A 21,552-nucleotide genomic window follows, 5' to 3' on the forward strand; every position below is an offset into this window, starting at 1 on the left:
ATATATCCGTTTTGCGCGGAGGGCAGGGTGCAATGCGGTGCGCCGCTCAACCCGCCTCGCGCGGCTCCGATAGACCCACCGTGAAGATCAGAGCATTGCGGTCCCGGAGCCGGCGTGCCGTCGGCCTGGCCGCCGTCGTGCTTACGCTCGGCCTGGCGGGTGGTGCGGCAGCGACGGCCGGTCTCGCTCTCGCCGCCGACGACGCCGGCGCCGCGGAACTCACCCTGCGTGAGGCGAGCGTCCGCTCCGCGCTGGGTTCCGCCCTTCAGCGGTACGCGGACACGATGCACGACGTGTCGGCGGTGGCCGGGAGCGACGCCCTGCCGGACACGGTGACCCGGATCGCCGGCGAGCGCCTCCCCGGCGCGCACCAGGTGCTCGTGGTCGCGGCCGACGGCACGGTGCTGGCCCGGCACGCCGCCGACGGGAGCACCCCGGCCACGGCCGCCGCCCTCTCCCCCGCCCCCGAGCTGTCCCGGGCCATGGCGCTCGCGACCCAGCACGGCGGCCCCGTCGCCGGCGCCGCCCACGTGCTCCCGGCCGACGCCGGCCTGCCCGCCGCCCAGCGCCAGCAGGCGTTCGAGCTGGTGGCGCCCCTGCGCGACCCGGCCGGCTGGGTGATCGTCAGCGTCCGCGCCACCGACTTCCTCGACGCGGCCCTCCGCGCCGCCGGCGTGACCGGCGTGAGCGTCACCCTGACCGACAGGGCCGAGGGCGTGGCGACGTGGTCGCAGGGTGGTCCGGCGTCGGGCGACGAATCCCGGCTTGTCGACCTGCCGATGAACGGCAACTCCTGGCAGGCCCGGGTCCGGCCGACCACTCCCCTGGTCAGCGCCGCGGTGGCCGCCGCCGCGCCGGTCACGATGGTCGGGGCCACGCTCGCCGGCCTCGCTCTCGCCGCGCTCGTCCTGTTCCTCTCCCCCGTCACCACCCCGGCCACGATCACGCGCACCCGCGAGATCGACAACGAGCTGGCGGGCTTCGCGGCCACCGCGACCGAGCACCTGCACACCCCGCTGCACACGATCGCCGGGTTCACCGAGATCCTGCTCGAGGACGCCCCCGGCCTCGACGAGGAGTCCCGCGGCTTCGTGCGCCGCATCGACTCCGCCACCCGGCGCATGCTCACGATCGTCGACGAGCTGGTCACGTACGCCTCGGCGGCCGACGCCGCCCTCAAGCCGGAGCCGATCGAGGCCAGCCTGCTCGCCCTCGACGTCGCCGCCTCGCACCTGCCCGGCCCGAGCATCGAGATCGGCGAGCTCCCGGCCGTCTCCGGCGACGCCGCCCTGCTCCGCCAGGTCCTGGACCAGCTGATCACCAACGCCCTCCGGTTCGTCCGGCACGGCGCCCCGGCCCTGGTCGAGGTGACGGCCAGCCCGCGCGACGACGGCTGGTGGCGCATCCAGGTCGCCGACCGCGGTATCGGCGTCCCCGAGGAGCAGCGGTCCCGCATCTTCGCGCCGTTCCACCGCACCCCGGCCGCCGAGGGTTACCCCGGCACCGGCCTGGGCCTGGCCGTCTGCGCGCGCATCGTCGCCCTGCACGGCGGCGAGATCGGCGTCGAGACCAACCCGGGCGGCGGCAGCGTCTTCTGGTTCACCGTCGCCGGCGCCGCTCTGGGCGCGCGCGAGCCGGCCGGAGCGCTCTAGGAGGCGGGAAGGCGGACCGTGACGGTCGTGCCCATGTTCTCGGCGGAGGCGACGGCGATCGTGCCGCCGTGGTTGTCGACGATCTTGCGGCAGATCGCCAGCCCCAGACCGGTGCCGGGCACCGCGCGCCGGATCGCGTTCGTGGCGCGGAAGAAGCGTACGAACAATGCCTTTTGCTCGGATTCTGGAATGCCCATGCCGGTGTCCGCCACCACCAGCACCGCCTCCCCGGCGTCGTGGGCGGCGCGGACCGTCACCGTCCCGGCGGCCGGGGTGAACTTCACCGCGTTGCCGAGCAGGTTCGCCAGCACGCGGTCGAGCTGCACCCCGTCCCCGCGTAACGGGAGCGGCCCCCGTACCTCGGCATGAAGACCCACCGAAGCCTTGGCCGCGACCGGGCCGATCTCCGTGATCGCCCGCTCGACGACCTGGGCGAGGTCCACCTCGCCCGGCTCACTGCGGAAGCCGCCGCTCTCGATCCGGGAGAGCGTGAGGATGTCCTCGATCAGCTCGCGCAGGCGGCGGGCGTTGCGCGCGATCACCTCGAGCATCCGCCGCTGCGCGTCGCTCAGCTCGTCGGGCTCGGCGTCGCGCAGCAGCTCGACGTAACCGGAGATGCTGGTCAGGGGCGTGCGCAGCTCGTGCGACACGGTCGCCATGAAGTCGGTCTTGGCGGCGTCCAGCGCCCGCATCCGGGCCATCAGCTCGTCCTCGCGGCGGCGGGACCGCTCGGTCTCGGCGGCCGTGGCCAGGCAGGCGGCGCGCATCCGGGCCGTCTCGCGGCCGAGGGCGAGCGCCGCCGTCGCACCCCCGGTGAGCAGACCGGCCAGGAACGCCGCGCCGTTGGCCGCCCCGCGCACGCCTCAGGCCCGGGCCCTGCTCAGCAGCGACTGGATGCGGGAGACGAGCTCGCGCGGGCTGAACGGTTTGGTCACGTAGTCGTCGGCCCCGGCGCTGAACCCGCCCTCGACGTCCTGCTCCTGCACCCGGGCCGTGAGCATGATGATCAGCATGCCGGCGGTCGCGGGGTCGGCGCGCAGCATGCGGCACACGTCGATGCCGGAGAGCCCGGGCATCGAGACGTCCAGGACCGCGAGCGTGGGCTGCCGGCTGCGGGCCTGCTCGAGCGCCGTCTGGCCGTCCTCGACGGCGATCACCTCGAACCCGGCCTGCTCGAGCTTGAACGCCACCAGGTCTCGGATGTCGGCGTCGTCGTCGGCGACCAGCACCACCGTCACGGCTTCTCCTCGGTTGGCCAGCTTTTAGCTCCTAATCGGCACCATATCGCCTTATTTCAGCGCTGGGGGCCGCTCGGCGAATGCAGGACATGGCAACCGAGCTGCAACCATTCGGCATCGTTGTTGCAGCCTGCGACAGGTGTCCTGGTTGCAGGAGACCGAACTGCTACCACCCGGTTGGAGGATCCGATGGCCGCGTTGATGGACGACGTCCGCACCGAAGCCCTGTTCGTCTCGGACCTGCAGCGTTCCCAGGAGCCGACCGCCGAGCTGATCCGCGAGGCGGTGCTCGCGATGGTCGACCGGCTCGGCGAGCGCCGGTGCGCCGAGCTGGTGGCCCAGGAGTTCGGCGAGCACCCCGACTGCGCACCGTCGCGCATGCGGTGGGCACGCTCGGCCGTCCTGGTCGCGTTCGCCTGACATGCGGAAGGGCGACGGGGTGGCGCGCCGGTGCGCGCGCCCCTTAAGCTTCCGGGCATGCACGCGCGATTGAGCATGTGGTGGCCCGCCTCACCGGCGGCCACACTCCCCCGCGCGTAACCAACCACGCGGCCGCCTCCCCGAGGCGGCCGTTCCCATGTGAGGGCCCACCTCGGCCGGCGACCGCCCAGCCAGGAAGAGGTCCCGACCATGCAGCCTTTCGCCCTGCTCCATCGCGACGGCGCCGACCACGTCGAGGTGCTCACCGGCGACGTGATCACGGTCGCCACGCTCGCCGACATCCCCGTCGAGCCCGGGCGGCAGACCCTCGCGGTGATCCCCTATCGCCAGATCGCCGAGCGCGGTTTCGACTGCGTCGACGACGGCGCCCCGCTGGAATGCCTGCTGATCACCTCGCGCGGCACCGAGCCGCTGACCTCCTTCCCGGCCGGGCCGCTGCGGCTCGGCCCGGGGCGGTTCGACCTCACCGACGACGAGTACGGCGAGATCGTCGAGACCGTCCTGCGCGACGAGATCGGCCACGGCGAGGGCGCCAACTTCGTGATCCACCGCGTCTACGAGGCGTCCGTCGAGGGTGATCCGGTCGACGCCGCCCGTGCCGCGTTCGGCCGGCTGCTCGCCACCGAGCAGGGCACCTACTGGACGTTCCTCGTGCACACCGGCACCCGCACGCTGGTCGGCGCCACCCCCGAGCGGCACGTCAGCGTGGCCGACGGGATCACGATGATGAACCCGATCAGCGGCACGTTCCGGCACGGCTCCGGCAGCCTGCTCGACTTCCTCGCCGATCCGAAGGAGGTCGAGGAGCTCTACATGGTGCTCGACGAGGAGCTCAAGATGATGGCCACGGTCGCCGAGCACGGTGGTCAGGTCGCCGGGCCGTACCTCAAACAGATGGCCCATCTGACCCATACGGAGTACCTGCTGGCCGGTCGCGGGTCGCTGGACGTGCGCGAGGTGCTGCGGGAGACCATGTTCGCGCCGACCGTGACCGGCAGCCCGATCGAGAACGCGTGCCGGGTGATCGCCCGCCACGAGCGCCGGGGCCGCCGCTACTACGCCGGGGTGCTGGCCCTGCTCGGCCACGACGACCAGGGACGGCAGACGCTCGACGCGCCCATCCTCATCCGCACCGCCGAGATCACGCCGGACGGGGCGCTGCGGGTTCCGGTCGGCGCCACGCTCGTGCGCCACTCGACGGCGGCCGGCGAGATCGCCGAGACCCACACCAAGGCGGCGGGCATCCTGGTCGCGCTGGGTGCGTCCGGTCACGCATCTTCTCCCGTACGCCCGGAAGCGGAGTCACCCGAGGTCCGGGCGGCGCTCGCCGCGCGCAACCACGACCTGGCCCGGTTCTGGCTCGACTCACGTGCGCCCGGCGTCCTGATCGTGCCCGCGCTCGCCGGCAAGACCGCGCTGATCGTCGACGGCGAGGACACGTTCACCGCGATGCTCGCCCACCAGCTCAAGGCCCTCGGCCTGACCGTCCGGGTGGTGCCGTGGCAGGAGGCGGTCGGCCGCACCCCCACCGAGCCCGACCTGGTCGTCGTCGGCCCCGGCCCCGGCGACCCGGACGACCTGACCGACCCGAAGATGGCCGCCATGCGCGACCTGGTCGCCGACCTGCTGGCCGCCCGCCGCCCGCTGCTCGGCGTCTGCCTGGGCCACGAGATCCTCGCCGTGCTGCTCGGCCTGCGCCTGCATCGGCGCGACTCGCCGTACCAGGGGCTGGCCCGCGACGTGGACCTGTTCGGCCGGCGGCGCCGGGTCGGCTTCTACTCCAGTTTCGCGGCGCTGGCCGACTCGGACCGGCTGGAGTCGCCGTGCGGCCCGGTGGAGATCGCCCGCGACCCGGCCGACGGCGCCGTTCACGCGCTGCGCGGGGACGGCTTCGCCGGACTGCAGTTCCACCCCGAGTCGGTGCTCAGCCGGGACGGGGTGGCGGTGCTCGCCGAGATCCTGCAGGCATTGATGACCGGCGTGGTTAGCCCGGCCGCGAACGGGTAGCGAGAAGGGCAACCGGTGGTTCAAGGGGATCGAGAGCCTCCGCTTGGACCACCGGCCCGATCTTTTTCGGGCCCGCTGTCGATTCCGCGCGTACCCGTCTGTCGGGTGTATGAAAGCCACGACGATGGAGGGACGACACGATGGCGCGCTACGCAGTCATGATCTTCGAGCGGAACGGGAACGACCTGCCGCCCGAGGTGGTCGCCGAGCACATGACGCTGGCCGGGCGGATCACCGAGGCCGGCGGCAAGGTGATCGCCGGGATGGCGCTGCAGGAGAACAGCACGGCCACCTCGATCCGCGGGGACCTGATCACCGACGGGCCGTGGATCGAGACCAAGGAGATGATCGCGGGGATCTTCGTGATCGAGGCGCGGGATCTGGACCACGCGATCGCGCTGGCCAAGATGACCCCGATCCTCGACGGCGGCGTCGAGGTGCGCCCGCTGATCGACTTCGCGGTCGTGGAGGAGAGCTGAACGCCTCGGAGGCCGTCGCCGACGCGCACCGCCGGGAGTGGGCCCAGGTGCTCGCCTCGACGGTGCGCGTCACGCGCGATCTCGACCTGGCCGAGGAGGCGGTGCAGGACGCGTACGTCCAGGCCCTCGCCGCCTGGGCCGCCGATGGGGTTCCCGCGAGACCCGGCGCCTGGCTCACCGTGGCCGCCCGGCGGAACGCGCTCAACGTGCTTCAGCGGCAGCGGACCCTCGAGTCGAAACTGCCGCTGCTGATCGTGCCGGACTCGCCGGTCGAGTCGGACATTCCGGACGATCGGTTGCGGCTGGTCTTCACCTGCTGCCATCCGGCGCTCGCGGTCGAGGCGCAGGTCGCGCTCACCCTGCGGATGGTCTGCGGGATGGCCACCGCCGAGGTGGCCGGCGTGCTGCTGGTCTCCGAGCCGACGATGGCGGCCCGGATCACCCGGGCGAAGAAGAAGATCGCCCTGGCCCGCATCCCCTACGTGGTCCCGTCGGCCGCCGACCTTCCGGACCGGGTCGAGGCCGCGCTCATGGTCATCCATCTGCTGTACTCGGCCGGGCACACCGCCACCGCCGGGCCGGACCTGATGCGCGACGACCTCGCCGAGCGGGCGCTCGACCTGGCCCGGATGCTGCGGCTGCTGCTGCCGGGCGAGCCCGAGGTGGCCGGCCTGCTCGCGCTGCTGCTGATCCACCACGCCCGCCGGTCGAGCCGGGCCGACGCCGACGGCCGCCTGGTGCGCCTCGACGAGCAGGACCGTTCCGGCTGGGACCGGGCGATGATCGCCGAGGCCGACCGGCTGATCACCGCGGCCCTGACCGCCGCGGCGCCGGGCCGGTTCACGCTGCAGGCCGCGATCGCCGCGCTGCACGCCGAGGCCGCGACGTACGGGGAGACCGACTGGGCGCAGATCGTCCTGCTCTACGACCAGCTGCTGCGGATCTGGCCGTCGCCGGTGGTGGCGCTCAACCGGGCGGCCGCCGTCTCCCGGGCCGACGGCCCGGCCGCCGCGCTCGCGCTGGTCGAGGAGCTGGAGCGTGACGGCCGGCTGGCCGCGTACCACTATCTGCCCGCCACCAAGGCGGATCTGCTACGCCGACTGGACCGCCACGACGAGGCCGCCACGGCCTACGCCGAGGCCCTCGCGCTCGCCGGCAACGCCGCCGAGCAGCGGTTCCTGGAGGCTCGCGTCGACGAGATGCGCCGGCCGACGCGCTAGCGTGTGTGCCGTGCGGGTGCTTGGAGGCCGGCCGGAGGGGTGGAACGCGCCGACGCTGGTGGGCCGGTGTGCCGAGCGCCGCGTGCTCGATGAGCTGGTCGGCGCGGTGCGGGACGCGGGCGAGAGCCGTGCGCTGGTCGTGCACGGGGAGAACGGCGTGGGCAAGACCGCGCTGGTGGAGTATCTGGCCGGTCACGCGCGGGGCTGCCGGGTGGCGCGCGCCGTCGGCAGCGAGTCGGAGATGGAGCTGGCGTTCGCCGGGCTGCATCAGCTGTGCGCGCCGATGCTGGACCGCCTGGAGGTTCTGCCGTCGCCGCAGCGGGACGCGTTGCGGGTCGCGTTCGGCGTCAGCCCCGGGCCGCCGCCGGACCGGTTCCTGATCGGCCTGGCCGTGCTGAGCCTGCTGTCCGCCGTGGCCGAGCGGCAGCCACTGATCTGCCTGATCGACGACGCGCAGTGGCTCGATCACACCTCGGCCCAGATCCTCGCGTTCGTCGCCCGCCGCCTGGGGGCGGAGTCGGTGGGCCTGGTCTTCGCCGCCCGGGTGCCCGGCAGTGACCTGGCCGGGCTGCCCGAGCTGGCGGTCCGGGGCCTGCCCGAGGCCGAGGCCCGCGCGCTGCTGGACTCGGTGCTGAACGGACCCATCGACCAGCGGGTCCGGGATCAGATCATGGCGGAGACCCGGGGCAACCCGCTGGCACTGCTCGAACTGCCGCGGGGACTGACACCGGCCGAGCTGGCCGGCGGCTTCGGGCTGCCCGGCGCGGTTCCGCTCGCGGGCAGCGTCGAGGAGAGCTTCCAGCGGCGGGTCGGCTCGCTCCCGGCTCCGAGCCGCCGACTGTTGCTGCTCGCCGCGGCCGACCCGACCGGCGACCCGGCGCTGGTGTGGCGGGCCGCCGACCGGCTCGGGATCGGCGCCGACGCGGCCGCGCCCGCCGTCGACACCGGCCTGGTCGAGTTCGGCACCCGGATCCGCTTCCGTCATCCGCTGGCCCGGTCGGCGGCGTACCGGTCGGCGCCGGCCCGGGACCGGCAGGACGTGCACCGGGCGCTCGCCGAGGCCACCGACGGGGAGCTCGATCCCGATCGGCGGGCCTGGCACCGGGCACAGGCCGCCTCCGGCCCCGACGAGGAGATCGCCGCCGAGCTCGAGCGCTCGGCCGGCCGGGCCCGGGCGCGCGGCGGGCCGGCCGCGGCGGCCGCGTTCCTGAAGGAGTCGGCGACGCTGACGCTCGACCCGGTGCGCCGCGCCGACCGGGCGCTGACCGCCGCGCAGGCCGAGATCCAGGCGGGCGGGTTCGACGCGGCCCAGGACCTGCTGGCCGTGGCCGAGTCGGGACCGCTCGGCGAGTTCGAGCGGGCCCGCGCCGATCTCGTCCGCGCGTGGCTCGCGTTCGCCGCCGGCCGAGGGGGTGAGGCGCCGGCGCTGATGCTCGCGGCGGCCGGACTGCTGGAGCCGGTCGACGCCGAGCTCGCCCGGGCGACCTATCTGGACGCGCTCGGCCTCGCCCTCCACGCGGGTCGCCTGGCCGGTCCGGGCGGCGACGTGCCGACCGTGGCGCGTGCGGCCGGCGCGGTGGCGTCGCCGCGTACACCCGGAGCAATTGATCTTCTTCTTGAGGGGTTGGCGGCCAACGTCAACCAGGGGTACGCGGCCGGGGTGCCGGCCCTGCGGAAGGCGCTGTCCGCGTTCGCGAGCGGGATGCCTCCGGAACAGGAGGTGCGCTGGCTGTCGCTGGCGTTCGCGGTGGCCCTGGACCTGTGGGACGACGAGCGCTGGGACCTTCTGACCGGGAAGTACGTCCGGCTCGCCCGTGATCTCGGTGCGCTGACCGAGCTTCCGTACGCCGTCGACTCGCGCACGTTCCTGTTCCTGTTCACCGGCGACCTGCCCGCCGCGTCGGCGCTGGTCGAGGAGGTGCGCGCGGCCACCGAGGCGATGGGGAGCCGCCTCGTCTCGTTCGGCGCGCTGGCCGTCGCCGCGTTCCGGGGCGTCGAGAGCGAGGTCGCCGTGGCGGACATCGAGGCGCGCGGCGAAGGAGTCGGGATGACGGCCGTCGCCTGGACCAGGGCCGTGCTCGCCAACGGGCTCGGCCAGTACGACAAGGCGCTGGAGGCCGCGCGGCAGGCGGCGGAGAACCCCTGGCAGCTGGCCTTCCTGAACTGGGCTCTGGTCGAACTGGTCGAGGCCGCCGCCCGCAGCGGGGACATGGAGACGGCGGAGGACGCCTACCGGCGGCTCAACGAACGGACGGCGGCCAGCGGCACCGACTGGGCACTGGGCATCGACGCTCGGGCGAACGCGCTGCTGAGCGAGGGCGCGACGGCCGAGCTTCTTTATCGGGAAGCGATCGCTCACCTCGGCAAGACCCGCCTCCGCATCGACCTCGCCCGCGCCCATTTGCTGTACGGGGAATGGCTGCGCCGGGAACGCCGTCGGGTCGACGCCCGCGAGCAGTTGCGCACCGCCCACGGCATGTTCGACGCGATGGGTGTCGACGCCTTCGCGGCCCGGGCCCGGCAGGAGCTGCGGGCCACCGGGGAGGCGACCCGCAAGCGCAGCCCCGCCGCCCGGGACGAGGAACTGACCGCTCAGGAGGCAGTGATCGCCCGGCTGGCCCGGGACGGCCTGTCCAACCCGGAGATCGGCACGCGCCTGTTCATCAGCGCGCACACGGTCCAGTACCACCTGCGCAAGGTGTTCGCCAAGCTCGGCATCACCTCGCGCGTCCAGCTCGACCGGGTGATGCCCCGGGACCGGCCCACGTTCCCGTGACGGCCCCGGGGAATCGACTCACGCCGTCGTGGTTCTCTCCGTCACTGAAGATCCCCACGTTTCCCCCGCGACGCCGCTGGGTATCCGCGTCGCGTCTCAACAAGGGGGAAACATGACGGAGCCACAGGTCACACTGGACCCGGCCAGCCTCAACCCGGTGGAGGAAAAGCTCCGCGGCCCACTGGAGGACCAGCTGACGTCGGCCCTGCGGTCCGCCACCGAGACAACCAGGCACGCGTACGCCGGCGAGCCCGTCGACGAGGTCGCCACCATCCTGCTGGAACGCACCAAGGCGGCCCTGCACCCCGACATAGCCGACGGCTTCCACCCCGACCAGGCCCAGCTGCGCCACGTAGCGGAGTCCATCGTCGCCGACGCCGAAACCCGCGACATCCCCCGCCCGCGCCCGTAGTCACCTCGCTTCGGCCGCTTTGCTCTGCTTACCCCTGCGCGCTGCTCTGCTTACCCCTATGCGCGCGGCGGGCCGGTCGCATAGGGGTGGCTGGGCTCGGCTTGCCATGGCCCGGGCACTGCCGGGTTGCGCTCAGCGTGGCCAGTTACGTGCCCCGGGTCCGGCGCGCGCCGCCACCAGCGCCTGCGCCCGCCCCTGCAGGCCGCGCAGCGTGTCGGTGTGCAGCCGCAGCGCGTCGCCGATCCGCCGGCAGGGCGGGTACGCGTTGCTGGCCTCCGCGGCCCGGCTCGCCGTCCAGACGTGTTCGAGCTCGCTGCTGCCGCGGATCAGCTCCTCGCACGCGTCGTCGAGGGCGGCGGCCATCCGCAGCCATCCTTGCGCCTGCCGGGCGATCGCGTCGGTGTCGGCATCGACGAGCATGCGCAGGGTGATCGTGATCATCGTGATGGCGGCCCGGCGCCACCCACGCGCCCGACGCCACCCACCCGCCCGGCGCTGCCCACCCGGTCGGCGGCGGCCTGGTCGCTGCGGCGCAGGGGCCTGGGCCGAGGCGGTGAGCCCGTCGCCGAAGGCGCGGACCTCCCCGGCGAGTTCTCCATGAAGCCGTGCCAGGCCGGCGCCGCCTCGAGCAGGGCGGGATCGGTGTCCCAGCCGCCGTCGCCGTCAATGTCACACCGTGGCCGGCACGGTACAACGCGTCAGCGTGAGATCACGGGGCCGCGGCGAGCCGGATCGCCTCGACGTCACCATTCAGGCGCAACGGCCCGGCGGCGTACGGAATGACCAGGGTTTCTCCGCGCCGGACCGGGAGATCGTCCCGCGAGCCCGTCAAGGAACCCTCGCCGGAGACGATGACCAGGACGCTGTAGCCCTGTTCCAGCAGCGATCCACCACGATGGCGGACGGCGGTGAAGAACTGGTCGGCCATTGACGGGAGACGATCGGTGCCGCGGAGCGAGGAAAGACGCGCGGGCGACCAGGCGCCGCGGTCGACGCACTCCAGGGCCAGCTCGTAGCCCAGCCCGAGATGCCCGTCGGCCAGCCCGAAGCTCTCGTACTCGAGCAGCACCGAGAAATCCGTCGGCTCCTGGATCTCGACCAGCAGAATGCCGTCGCCGATCGCGTGCGGCATTCCCGCCGGGCAGAGAATCGCGTCGCCGGCCGCCACCGGAATGCGATTGGCCGCCGCGAGCATGCCCGCCGAATCCTGGCCGGAGACCCACCCGGTCAACTCCTCCGACGAGACGTCCCGCGAAAAACCCAGATATACGTACGCGTCGGGACGCGCCGAAACGATCACCCAGGCCTCGGTCTTGCCGTACGGCGAGGACAGATGAGCCGTGGCGAATCGCCGGTCGGGATGGACGTGCAGCGGCAGCCGCTGTCCGGCGTCGAGCAGCTTCACCAGAATTCCGGCGTCGGACCGCGGCCCCAGCCAATAGCCCGGATCCGCCTCGATCGCCGCCGCGAGCAACCGGCCGTCGGGCAGCGCCGAGAGGCCGGACGGCGCGAGGCCGAACCGGCTGGTCACCGACGCGACCCAGTCCTCGGGCCGGTCGGGCAGCGCCGGATCGCCGCGGAACGACGCGATCCGGCCGGCGCCGCGGTAGAAGGTCTCGGGCTGGTTCGCGGGCAGTGGTACGACCGTCATCGCGGGCTCCCCATCGGTGGCTGAGCCTTCAAGTATCCGGTACCGCGCGGCGTTGGTTCGGCCAAACTGAGAGCACTGCTCTTGACAGTGGGCGGGCGCTCGTAGTTCACTGTTCTCAACAGAGAGCGGTGCTCTCGACACGAACGAACCGAGGAGAAGCCATGCGCTACGTCGCACCCACCCGCGCCGCCCACGCCTTCAACGCTCTCACCAAGTGGCTCACCGCACGCGGCATAAGCCTGATGGGCAGCCGGGTCCTCGCGGTGCGGGGCCGCAAGAGCGGCAACGTTCACACCACGGTCGTGAACCTGTTCACGTACGAGGGCCACCAGTACCTGCTGGCTCCGCGCGGCCACACCCAGTGGGTCCGCAACCTGCGCGCCGTCGGCGAGGGCGAGTTGCGGCTGGGCCGGCGCAGCGAGGCGTTCACCCCGTTCGAGGTCGCCGACGCCGACAAGACCCCGCTGATCCGCCTCTACCTGCGCAAGTGGGCCTGGGAGGTCGGCGCCTTCTTCGAGGGCCTCAACGCCGACTCCCCCGATGCCGACGTCGCCGCGGCCGCCCCGGGCTTCCCCGTCTTCCGCATCGACCCGCGCTAGCCGGGCTCCCGCCGGCCGGCTCCCGCTAGCCGGCTTCCGCGAGCCGGTGGTACTGCGCCAGCGCGGCCGCCCGGTCGACCTCGTCGAGGTTCGGCCCCGGGCGCCCGCCGCCGCGGAACCGGGGACCGGCGGTCTGCACGGCGAGGACCTCCGCGACCGTGCGCGGGCCGGCCTTCGAGCGCTCGTAGTCCTCGGGGTCGTCGGCGAACCGCAGCGCCGCCGCCGCGATCAGGCCGCGCGGGTTGCCGCCCTCGAGCCGCCGTTGCTCGTCGGCGAGGTTGACGGCGTCGATCGCGGCCTGCTTCCACAGCGAACGGAACGACAGCACCTCGGTCAGCGACACTCCCCCGAAGACCGGGAACCGGTACGTGAGCAGCGACTCCACCAGCGGCGTCACGTCGCCGTCGAAGCGGCTCAACGCGTGGTCCCCGGGCGCGAAAGGCGAGGCGGCACGCGGATCCTCGGGGCAGGTCAGCTCGAGCGCGGCCAGCGCCACCCGGATCCGCAGCGCCGAGTTCGGATAGTTCCGGGCCGCGGGCTCGGTCGCCAGCGTCGCCACCGGCGCGGCCAGGAAGCCGGCCAGCGCGCCGACGTAGGCCGCACCGCCGCCCAGCACCCCGTAAACGTCGGCGAAGGTCTCCCCCAGACGAGGCAGCCACCAATCCGGGTCGGGCGAGGCGGTCAGGCCGGCTACAGCCGCCGCCCGCAGGTCCTCGGTCAGCCCGAAGTCGTCCTCGACGTGATGGCCGGTCTCGTGCGCGAGCAGCAGCAGGTCGGGCAGGTGGCCGATCTGGTGCCACGGCATCGCGATCACGGGCACCGGCAGCGACCGCAGCTCGCCGGCGAACTCCTCGGTGTACAGCCGGTTCGCGTCGCCGCGGCGCTCGTAGACCGAGTGCCGGGACAGGGCGGTCGGCGTCGAGTCGATCCCGAAGAACGTGAGCGGCGGTTCCCGTACCGCGGCCGGCTCGACCCCGCCCGACTCGATGGCCGCCCGCTGCGCCGGCGAGTAGCAGGCCCACACCAGCTCGTCGGCGGCGATCAGCGGGTCACGCAGCCACGGCGGGTAGCGCAGCGCGAACTTCGCCCGGAAGAAGTCCCACAGGTGGTGCAGGTCGAGAATGAGCAGTTCGAACTTGGTCCACTCGCCGAGCAGGCCGTCGCCGGCGTTGTCCAGGTCGTCCCGGATCTGCCCGGCGAGCGTCTCGACCCGGGTGGTGATCCGCCGGATCTGACTCTGGTGCTTGTCGAGCGGCGGCGTCTCGGCCGCGGCCCGCCAGGCCGCGAGCTCGGCCGGGACGGCGTCGAGCTTGGCCGTCATCTCGGCCCGCTTGCGCGCCTCGGGCGTCGCGCTCACCGCACACGCCAGCGTTGCATCGCGTACGGGGGAACGTGGGTGGAAATGACGACGCTCGCCAGCTCCTTCCCGGACGTCCGGGGCTCGGTGTGCCGCAGTTGGTGGGCCAGGTCGTTCGCCGTCTCGCCGAGGGCGAGCGAACCGATCATGGCGGCACGCCGGTACTCGTCGGCGGGGTCGAGGCCCATGGCGAGGACGGTCGGGATGTTGGCCAGTTCCAGCAGGTGCCGCGCGAACGCGTTGCGCAGCAGGAGCTGCCGGACCGCCTCGCTGTGTGCGTCGGGCCGGCCCGGGTCGAGGATCACCAGCGGTCGCGGCAGATGGGGCGGCAGGGCGGCGAACGGCCGGTCGAAGGTGGTGCTGGCCAGCACGCCGGAGGACCGCGGCCCGGTCCATTTGCCTAGGTCGGTCACCTCCTGAGCGGACGCGAACTCGACGTACACGTCGTTGCCGGCGATGCCGAACCCGCCGACCACGTGCAGCACCGCGAGGCGGCCCCGTAGCGCGCAGTTGCGCACTTCCGTGGTGAACTCGTCCGGCCCGGGACTGTGCATCACCCGGACCCCGAAGCCGTGCTGCTTGTAGAGCTTGGCCACGTCGATGCCCTGGCCCCGGCCACCCCGGGCGTGCGAGATCTCCAACCCGGGATTCGGGCGTACGACGAGAACCTCGGGCAGGCCGGTGGCGGACTCCGCGGCCGACAGGTGGAGCCGTCGCCAGGCGTCGGGGTCGAGCTCGTCCGGCAGGCCCTCGGATCGGTAGAAGCCACGAAGGGCCCGGGCGGTGTCCGGGCCGAAGAGCCCGTCCACGGCCAGGTCGCTGCCGCGCTGCCGGAGAACTCGTTGCAACAGCGCGACGGTGTGCGTGGCCGCGAGGTCGCCGTCGAGGACCCGGGTCACCGACGAGAAGTGGAGATTGCGAGCCAGCCGTTCGGAGCTGGAGCCGAAGGTCGCCAGTTCCCACGGCATCGCGCCGAGCAGGGAGGACCGGGTGGCGATCGACAGATCGACCTGCCCCTCGCTCCGCTCCATCGGCACGCCCTCGCCAAGGAGCCGGCCGAGCCCCGCCTGCAGCCGTCCCGGGTGGTCGAGAAGCTCGGCCACCAGGGACTCGAGCTGGCTCGCGAGTGGCTCGTCCGGCGCGGCATCGAGGAGGGTGGACATCGCGCTCAACCGGTCGACCGGCGCCCGGCCCGGCCGGTCGAAACGGGTGGCGATCGCCGGGTGCTTCCAGCGCAGGCGAGCCACCACCTGCGTCGGCGTCCAGGCCGCCAGCTCGGTGGGCACGGGCGACGGGGGCGACGGCTCGCTCGCCGGAACCTCGAGCCGCCGCACGGCCTCCTCCGGCAGCGGGACGCCGGGGTGGATCCGCTCCCAGACCCGGGTGGCCAGGGTCAGGTGCTTCGCACAGCTGTCCGGCCGGCCGGTCTCCAGCGCCACGGCGGACCGGGCGATCTCGAGGTACGCCTCCCACTCCGAGCCCACCCCGCCCCCGTTCGCCAGTTCGGTGCCGGCATCGCGCAGTTCCCGGGCCGCGTCCGGCAGGTCCGGCCGCCGCAGCAGCTGGAGAATGCGGATCGCGGCGGCGAGCACCGGCGCGACCTCGGCCAGGCGAAGAGCGGAGACATCGACGTACGGCGTCGCCACCGATCCCGGCCCGAGGCGCAGCGCGGCGTCCATGACCAGCCAGGTGCGGAAGGCCGAGTCCGGCGTCGCGTGGGGCGGCAGCAGGGCGGCCGCCTCGTCGACGGCGGTTTGCGCGGCCGCCGGATCGCCGAACACGCGCTGGTACTCGGCCCAGGTCAGCAGGGCGGGCAGCACGTCCTCCGGTGAGCGCTCCGGCATGGGCCCGATCAACCGGGCCAGCTCGGCCTGCCGGTCCGCGTCGACCGGCACCGGCGGGCAGAAGCGCAGTCGGATCAGCCCGGCGAGCCGGGCGGCGACGGTCTCGGTGCGGCGCAACCCGTCCAGCAACAGCGCCAGGCCCGCCTCCGGCTCCGCGCCGAGCATGACGATCCCCATCTCCACCGCGTGCCGCGGCACGGGCTCCGGGCCGAGGGCCGCCCGGGTCTCGGCGATCAGCGAGCCCAACTCGGGCGCCCCCTGCCGGGCGGCGATGCGGATGCGGGCCACCCGGTAGCGGAACCAGCCCTCGGTACCGGGCCGCCGGTCGGCCTCCCGCGCGCTGAACAGCAGGTAGTCGAGGTGGTTGGCGAGGGTGGCGGCGCCGCGCAGGTCGAACTCGAGCGGCAGGCCGGCCGCCTGCCACGAGCGTTCCGCCTCGCCGGCGTCGGTCCAGTCGCGGCACAGGACTTCGACCCGGGAGAAGGCGTCGGAGACGTTGAGCAGATCGCCGTCGATCCGGGCGGCCAGCTCGGACAGCTCGTTCCGGAAGGAGTCGGCGGCCTTGAGCGCGCCGCGGACCTCGTCGAGGGCGGCGAACGGCTGGTGCAGGGCCAGCCGGGCGGCTCCGAGGCACCACGCGCGCGCCTCGGCGATCACCGGGTCGCCGCGATTGAGGGCATAGGCCCGCTCGAGCAGCGTGGTGGGCATCCCGGCCCGGAGCCAGAGGCGGCCCTCGTTGATCAGCACGGACGCCCCGGCCGCGGTGACCGGCAGTGGCACCGGCAGGGTGGCGAACATCTGCAGCGCCTCGGTCAGCTGGTCGTTGTCGGCCCGCAGGGTCAGCAGCTTGAGCCAGAGCCGTCGCTGCGCGGGCGTGGCCTCCGTCGTCTCCAGCGCACCCTTGTAGATCTCCGCCGCACGCTCCGGCTCGCGGCCGCGGATGCCGTCGGCGACGACCTCTTCCAGGGCGGCGCGTTCGTCCCCGGTGGCGGTCGTGAGGGCCTCGCGGGCGACCTCCAGCGACCGGTTGCGGTCGTCGGCGAGGCGGTGGGCGGTCGCCGTGATCCGGGCGAGCTCCGAGTCCTCCTCCGGGCCGCCCGGCCAGCCGTGCTCCTCCCGGATCCGCTGGACCTGCCGCAACTCGGCGAAGCCCCGGCGCAGCACCGGGTCGGTCGGGCCGAGCCGCCGCCGCTCGGCCAGGGCGACGGCCGCCCGCGCGAGCTCGAAGTGCGCGTGCGCGAGCAGCGGCCAGGTCACCAGGGTGCGGCGCTCGTCGAAGGCACGCGGTGCGCCGTACTCGTCGACGTACTCGGCCCGGAGGACCTCCTCGGCGATCCGGCGGCGCGCCGGGAAGTCGCCGCGCGTGTAGGCGTCGCCGAGCGCCCGCCGCCAGGTGGCCTCCGCCTCGTCGGCCCGGCCGCCCTGGAAGCGGTGGTAGATCTCCTCGAGTGTCCACATCAGCCAGTTGTCGTAGTCGGCGCGGGCCCGGTCGGCGCAGTACCGGGCGGCGTCCGCGTGCAGGTCGTTGTAGACGCGATGCTTGCGGACCACCCGGCGCAGCGGCTCCACCAGGTCGGGGTGGAAGACCACGGCGTCGGGGTGGTCGGCGAACGTGGTGACCCAGGACGACTCGCCGGCGTACTGCAGGAGCCGGCGCCAGATGGCGTCGAGATCCAGCGGGGCCTCGGGCGTGGCGAGCACGTCGGTCGGGAACAGCGACTCCGCGACGCCGCCCGGCAGGTCGTCGTCGCCCGGCGTGTCCACCTGCGACCGGCCCGCCATGCCCTGACGCAGGTAGGGCGCCATCACCTCGGTGACGAACTCGCGGCTCAGGTGCCGCGGGATCACGCCGTACCGCAGCAGCCAGCGCACCGCCGGGTCGTCGATCCGGGCGACGATCCGCTCCACGAGGTAGAGCACGGCCGGGTCGTCGTACGCCCAGACCTCCGCGGCCGTGAGGCCCGGATTGTCGCGGGCCAGGTCGCCGAGCAGCGCGAGCATGAACGGCCGGCCCCCGCTCTTGGCCACCATCGCGGCGATCAGCTCGTCGTCGGTCAGCCGGCGCCGGCGCCGCAGGTACTCGCGGCTCTCGTCGGGCGAGAACGGCTCGATGTCGACCCGCTCGATGCCGGGTACCAGGGCCGGCAGGTTCTCGATCCGGTCGCTCAGCGGGTAGCGGCCGGCGACCACCAGCCGTACCGACTCGTTGCCCTCGAGCAGCCGGCCCATCGCCCCGAGGATCTTCTCGGGGTCGCTGTCCGGGTGCAGCAGCACCTGCTCGAACGTGTCGAGGACGATCAGCACCGGCCGGTCGGCGGTCTCGGCCAGCACCCGGGCGAAGCGCGAGGTGACGTCGGCGTCGATCCGCTCGGCGCTGGCCAGCTGCCCGGCGGCGGCCCGCATGGCGGCCGACGGCATCGGGTCGAGCAGGGCGCGGAAGATGCCGTGGTCGTTGAGCATCTCCTGGAACGGCGACGAGAGCATCTGCCGGTTGAGCTGGTCGGCGATCTCCAGCAGGAGCAGCCACGGCCGGTGCGCGGCCGCGGCCGGCGAGACGAGATCGAAGTCGAGCCGGGCGCACGGGATCCGGCGCGGCTCCGGCACGCACTCGCGGGCGATGAACGACCGCAGCAGCATCGTCTTGCCCATGCCGCCCGGCGCCGAGATCTCGACGGCGCGCGGGCCCGCGTTCCCGGTCAGGGCGAGCAGCCGCTCGTCGGCGGCGGCCCGCGGCAGGTAGCGGGCCGACTGCCGCCACTCGGTCGCCCAGAACAGCCGGGCCCGAAGGTACGCGTGCCGGTCGGCGCGCAGCTCGGCGAGCTGGTCGCCGAACCAGCCGATGCGGGCCGGCTCGCTCAGCGTGTCCAGCACGTCCTGGCAGCCGGGCAGGTCGAAGCGCCGGTCGGCCTCGCTGAACAGGTCGGTGAAGAGCGTGGCGGCGCGCTCCGGCTCGGCGACCGCGCGGTGGTAGAGCTCCTCCAGCCGGTCCTCGAACCCGGCGTAGACGTCGGCCAGCGTCTCGCTGAGGTCGACCACGCCGTGCGGCACCCGCTCCTCGGGCTGGGCGGGCCAGGTGTCGAGCCATTCGTCGCGGACCCCGCCGCGCAGCCGGTAGAGGTCGGTGGCGCCGGCGACCCGCTCCGCGAAGCCCGCGTTCACCACCTCGGTCAGGCCGGGTCCCTCGGCCGGGTTCAGCAGCGTGTCGTAGAGCGAGTCGTCGAACGTACGCGGCACGGCGCAGCGCTGGAGCGTCTTCTGCCAGGGCTCGGCCACCAGCGATCGCTGCAGTTGCCGCGGGTCCTCCCCCGCGGCCAGGCGCCGGACGAGGTCGTCCAGGAAGTCGTCGGTCATTGCCGCAACGACCTTCGCACCACCCGGTCGAAGTCGCCGAACCAGTGCGGGTACCAGTTCTCGCCGACCAGGTCCTGGTACGCGGTGACGACGGGCAGGAACCGGCTCCACATCGCGTCGTCGTGGCCGGCCCGTGCGTAGTGCTCGCGCTGCAGGAACGGGTAGAGCCGCTGCTCGATGCCGGGCACCTTCACCTCGTGCAGGGTCGCCCGGACCTCGGGCGCGAGCAGGCTGACCTCCTCGTCGCCGAGAACCACGATCAGGCGTACGGGCAGCAGCTCGCCGCGCGCCGCCGGGCCGAGCAGATAGGGGCTGAGCACGGTGGTCAGCTCGTCCCCGATGACGCCGCCGACGCCGACGAGGTGGTCGAGCGCGAGGGTGAGCGGCTTGTCGGCGGCCGCGGTGCGCAGTGCCTCGATGAAGCGCGCGAAGATCCGCCGGGTGTACTCGGGGGCGTGCTCGGTGCCGGCCGCGAACTCGGGGCAGGGCGGCTGCTCGGGCACGGGCTCGCCGTCCCGCGGCGCCCGGCCCTCGGCCAGCGCGCCGATCTCCCGGTTGAAGACCGCGAACGCGTCGGCCGGCAGGGCGGCCCGCAGGCCCGAGCCGCCGACGGCGAGACCGTCGCGGATCGCGTACAGCACCTTGATCCAGGACATCCGGCGGGTGCCGAAGAAGTCCAGGTAGCGCACGGCGTGGCCGCGGCTCGCGCAGGTCAGCAACGAGGAGTAGACGAGCCGGGTGCGCCCGGCGTCGACCTGACCGGTGACCGCGACCAGGCCGTGCGGGCTGCCGCCGTCGGTCGCCGCCGGGTCGAAGGTGCCCCACATCTGGCGGCGCTGCAGGTCGCGGTCGACGAGCCGGGGCACCTCGGTGAACTCGGGGATCTGGCCCAGCCGCTCGATCTCCTCGTGGGTGAGCGCGCAGCTCACCGGCAGGATGCCGGCGACCGGGACGCGCAGGTGCAGCGCGGGCAGCGCCCAGTCGCGCCGTCTCAGGTCGCCCTGCTGGGCGATCCGCATGCGGGCCTTGGTGACGGCGGCGTCGATCGGCTCGCCGGCGTTGAGCGCGCCGTAGAAGACGCCGGAGAACAGCACCGCGATCTCGGAGTCGACCAGGCCCTGCATGCACAGGACCGCGGACATGCCGGCGTCGATCGCGGCCTCGGCTACGCTCCAGACGCCGGCCTGCGCGGACAGGTCGCCGCTGCGGCACGCGTTGAGGACCAGCAGCGACGGTATCCAGCCGAGCAGTCCCGTACGGATCTTGTCGGCGGAGATGTCCCACGGCTCGCGGGTCGCCGACGAGACGAGCTTGAGCACCGGCGTCTCGCTGTCGTTGGCGAGCCCGCCGTGGCCGATGAAGTGCAGGATGTGCGGTTTCAGGTCGGCGACCCGGTCGTAGAAGTCGCCCGAGGACGGCTCGATCAGCACCTCGCTGTGCGCCCGCCAGGCGCGCGGCGCGAGGGCCCGCTGGATCGCGGCGACCTCGGCGTCCGCGTTGAGTTTCGGGTCGGTGTCGCCGACCACGACCAGCACCCGCAGCGGGCTCGGCTCGGCCCCGGCCGGCTGGTCGAGCGGCAGGTGGACCCGGGTCAGCCCGCCGTCCAGCGCAGGTCGCCGGCCGTCCACTGTGGTCAGCTCCCACGGTAGTTGCGCGAGCTCACCTCGTACGTCCAGAAGGGTTGTGGTTCCTTGCGACCGGGACCGGGCCGCCTGCCAGGCGGGGCCGACACCGCCGTCGGACAACAGCCCGAACAGGGCCGAGCTGACCGCGGCGACGACGTCAGGCGGGGGACGGTACTCGTCGACGACGACCTCGCGGGCGAGCTGGGCGAGCGGCCGCTCCCGGACCCGCGGCAACAGCTCCGGGATCGTGCCGGTGGCCAGCACCGCGCCGTCCTCCAGCAGCCGCACCGGGTAGCCCGCCGCCGCCCGCGCGGTGATCTCGAGGACCAGCACCGGCTCGGTCATGGCGCCTTCGGGAACCATTCGTCGGCCATCCGGGCCAGCTCGGCGATCGCGGTGTCGCCGCCCGCCTGCTGCTGTGGGCGGCCACCGCGGCCCTCCTCGCCCTCGCCCTCGGCGGGCGCGCCGTGCTTGAGCCGGACGACGTCGGCGAACGCGCGGCCGTGCATCGCATCCGCCTCGTTGGCGTCGGCGCGGGCCTCCTGCTTCCGGGCGGACTCCTCGGCCTTCAGGGTCTGCCCGCGCTGGACGCTCGTGCCGAACAGGGCGCCGCCGGCCGCGAAGACCAGCGCCTCGAAGCCGCCGAACAGGTAGGCCAGCCGGTCCCACTGCGGGGAGTCGCGCAACACGATCAGCACGATGATGAAGACCACGAAGAGGCCGATGAGCACCAGCGCGGCCACCTGTTCCACCTTGCCGAGCACCATCACTCCGGGCGTGGAGACGGGCGGCTTCACTTCGGTCACGGGAACCTCCACGAGAGAGAGTCGACGACTCATCGCACCACCGGGGAAGTACCGCCGACATGCGCCGTTCGGTGGATCCGTTCCGAAAGTCCGC

The 21,552-nt window shown here is 73.5% G+C and carries 16 protein-coding genes; 8 read left to right on the forward strand and 8 right to left on the reverse strand.

Features of this window, described 5'->3' with window-relative positions; all coding sequences use genetic code 11:
• The first annotated feature begins 80 nt into the window (after window positions 1-80).
• Window positions 81-1,652: a sensor histidine kinase gene (locus tag A3CQ_RS63575; protein ID WP_157295347.1), complete on the forward strand. Its 1,572-nt coding sequence runs from the start codon at window positions 81-83 to the stop codon at window positions 1,650-1,652.
• Here A3CQ_RS63575 and A3CQ_RS51650 read toward each other — a convergent pair.
• The gene (locus A3CQ_RS51650) at window positions 1,649-2,512 is read right to left on the reverse strand and encodes a sensor histidine kinase (protein WP_020509973.1); all 864 of its coding nucleotides are present in this window, start codon (window positions 2,510-2,512) and stop codon (window positions 1,649-1,651) included. The two genes, A3CQ_RS63575 and A3CQ_RS51650, sit on opposite strands and share 4 nt — an antisense overlap.
• Window positions 2,513-2,515: 3 nt before the next feature.
• Window positions 2,516-2,890, reverse strand: a complete 375-nt coding sequence (locus A3CQ_RS0105800; protein WP_020509974.1) for a response regulator transcription factor — start codon at window positions 2,888-2,890, stop codon at window positions 2,516-2,518.
• A 189-nt stretch (window positions 2,891-3,079) separates the two neighbouring features.
• On the opposite strand from A3CQ_RS0105800, the gene A3CQ_RS0105805 reads away from it, so the two are divergent.
• The 6 genes from A3CQ_RS0105805 (at window position 3,080) to A3CQ_RS0105830 (ending at window position 10,225) form a co-directional block, all read left to right on the forward strand.
• Window positions 3,080-3,310: a hypothetical protein gene (locus A3CQ_RS0105805; protein WP_020509975.1), complete on the forward strand. Its 231-nt coding sequence runs from the start codon at window positions 3,080-3,082 to the stop codon at window positions 3,308-3,310.
• 210 nt (window positions 3,311-3,520) lie between these two features.
• On the forward strand, window positions 3,521-5,338 hold the full coding sequence (locus A3CQ_RS0105810) for an anthranilate synthase family protein (RefSeq protein ID WP_020509976.1): 1,818 nt from the start codon (window positions 3,521-3,523) through the stop codon (window positions 5,336-5,338).
• Window positions 5,339-5,478: 140 nt separating this feature from the next.
• Window positions 5,479-5,817, forward strand: a complete 339-nt coding sequence (locus A3CQ_RS0105815) for a YciI family protein (RefSeq protein WP_026205364.1) — start codon at window positions 5,479-5,481, stop codon at window positions 5,815-5,817.
• A gap of 47 nt (window positions 5,818-5,864) precedes the next feature.
• Entirely contained in the window at window positions 5,865-7,037 is a 1,173-nt protein-coding gene (locus tag A3CQ_RS0105820; RefSeq protein ID WP_020509978.1) for an RNA polymerase sigma factor, read from the forward strand.
• A gap of 10 nt (window positions 7,038-7,047) precedes the next feature.
• Complete coding sequence (locus A3CQ_RS0105825; protein ID WP_169516259.1) at window positions 7,048-9,813, forward strand: helix-turn-helix transcriptional regulator; 2,766 nt, start codon at window positions 7,048-7,050, stop codon at window positions 9,811-9,813.
• A 112-nt stretch (window positions 9,814-9,925) separates the two neighbouring features.
• Window positions 9,926-10,225 (forward strand): hypothetical protein, encoded by a 300-nt coding sequence (locus A3CQ_RS0105830; RefSeq protein WP_020509980.1) that lies wholly within the window; start codon window positions 9,926-9,928, stop codon window positions 10,223-10,225.
• Window positions 10,226-10,357: 132 nt separating this feature from the next.
• Here A3CQ_RS0105830 and A3CQ_RS0105835 read toward each other — a convergent pair whose 3' ends face one another.
• Together A3CQ_RS0105835 and A3CQ_RS0105840 are read right to left on the reverse strand one after the other, a co-directional pair.
• Window positions 10,358-10,666 (reverse strand): hypothetical protein, encoded by a 309-nt coding sequence (locus A3CQ_RS0105835; protein ID WP_020509981.1) that lies wholly within the window; start codon window positions 10,664-10,666, stop codon window positions 10,358-10,360.
• 268 nt (window positions 10,667-10,934) lie between these two features.
• A complete protein-coding gene (locus A3CQ_RS0105840; RefSeq protein ID WP_020509982.1) occupies window positions 10,935-11,876 on the reverse strand; it encodes a class I mannose-6-phosphate isomerase in 942 nt (313 codons plus the stop codon).
• Between the two features lie 161 nt (window positions 11,877-12,037).
• Here A3CQ_RS0105840 and A3CQ_RS0105845 point away from each other — a divergent pair, with 161 nt between their 5' ends.
• Window positions 12,038-12,475, forward strand: coding sequence for a nitroreductase/quinone reductase family protein (locus tag A3CQ_RS0105845; RefSeq protein WP_020509983.1), 438 nt, complete (start codon window positions 12,038-12,040; stop codon window positions 12,473-12,475).
• Between the two features lie 25 nt (window positions 12,476-12,500).
• Here the strand turns inward: A3CQ_RS0105845 and A3CQ_RS0105850 are convergent, their stop codons facing one another.
• The 4 genes from A3CQ_RS0105850 to A3CQ_RS51655 are packed head-to-tail and all read right to left on the reverse strand — an operon-like array spanning window position 12,501 to window position 21,458.
• Entirely contained in the window at window positions 12,501-13,832 is a 1,332-nt protein-coding gene (locus A3CQ_RS0105850) for a hypothetical protein (RefSeq protein ID WP_020509984.1), read from the reverse strand.
• A complete protein-coding gene (locus A3CQ_RS0105855) occupies window positions 13,829-19,027 on the reverse strand; it encodes a peptidoglycan-binding domain-containing protein (RefSeq protein ID WP_020509985.1) in 5,199 nt (1,732 codons plus the stop codon). The genes A3CQ_RS0105850 and A3CQ_RS0105855 overlap by 4 nt, the downstream gene beginning before the upstream one ends.
• A complete protein-coding gene (locus A3CQ_RS0105860) occupies window positions 19,024-20,997 on the reverse strand; it encodes a CHAT domain-containing protein (RefSeq protein ID WP_020509986.1) in 1,974 nt (657 codons plus the stop codon). The genes A3CQ_RS0105855 and A3CQ_RS0105860 overlap by 4 nt, the downstream gene beginning before the upstream one ends.
• On the reverse strand, window positions 20,994-21,458 hold the full coding sequence (locus A3CQ_RS51655) for a hypothetical protein (RefSeq protein WP_157295349.1): 465 nt from the start codon (window positions 21,456-21,458) through the stop codon (window positions 20,994-20,996). The genes A3CQ_RS0105860 and A3CQ_RS51655 overlap by 4 nt, the downstream gene beginning before the upstream one ends.
• Window positions 21,459-21,552 lie beyond the last annotated feature (94 nt).

Source organism: Paractinoplanes globisporus DSM 43857, assembly GCF_000379645.1.
Lineage (GTDB): Bacteria > Actinomycetota > Actinomycetes > Mycobacteriales > Micromonosporaceae > Actinoplanes > Actinoplanes globisporus.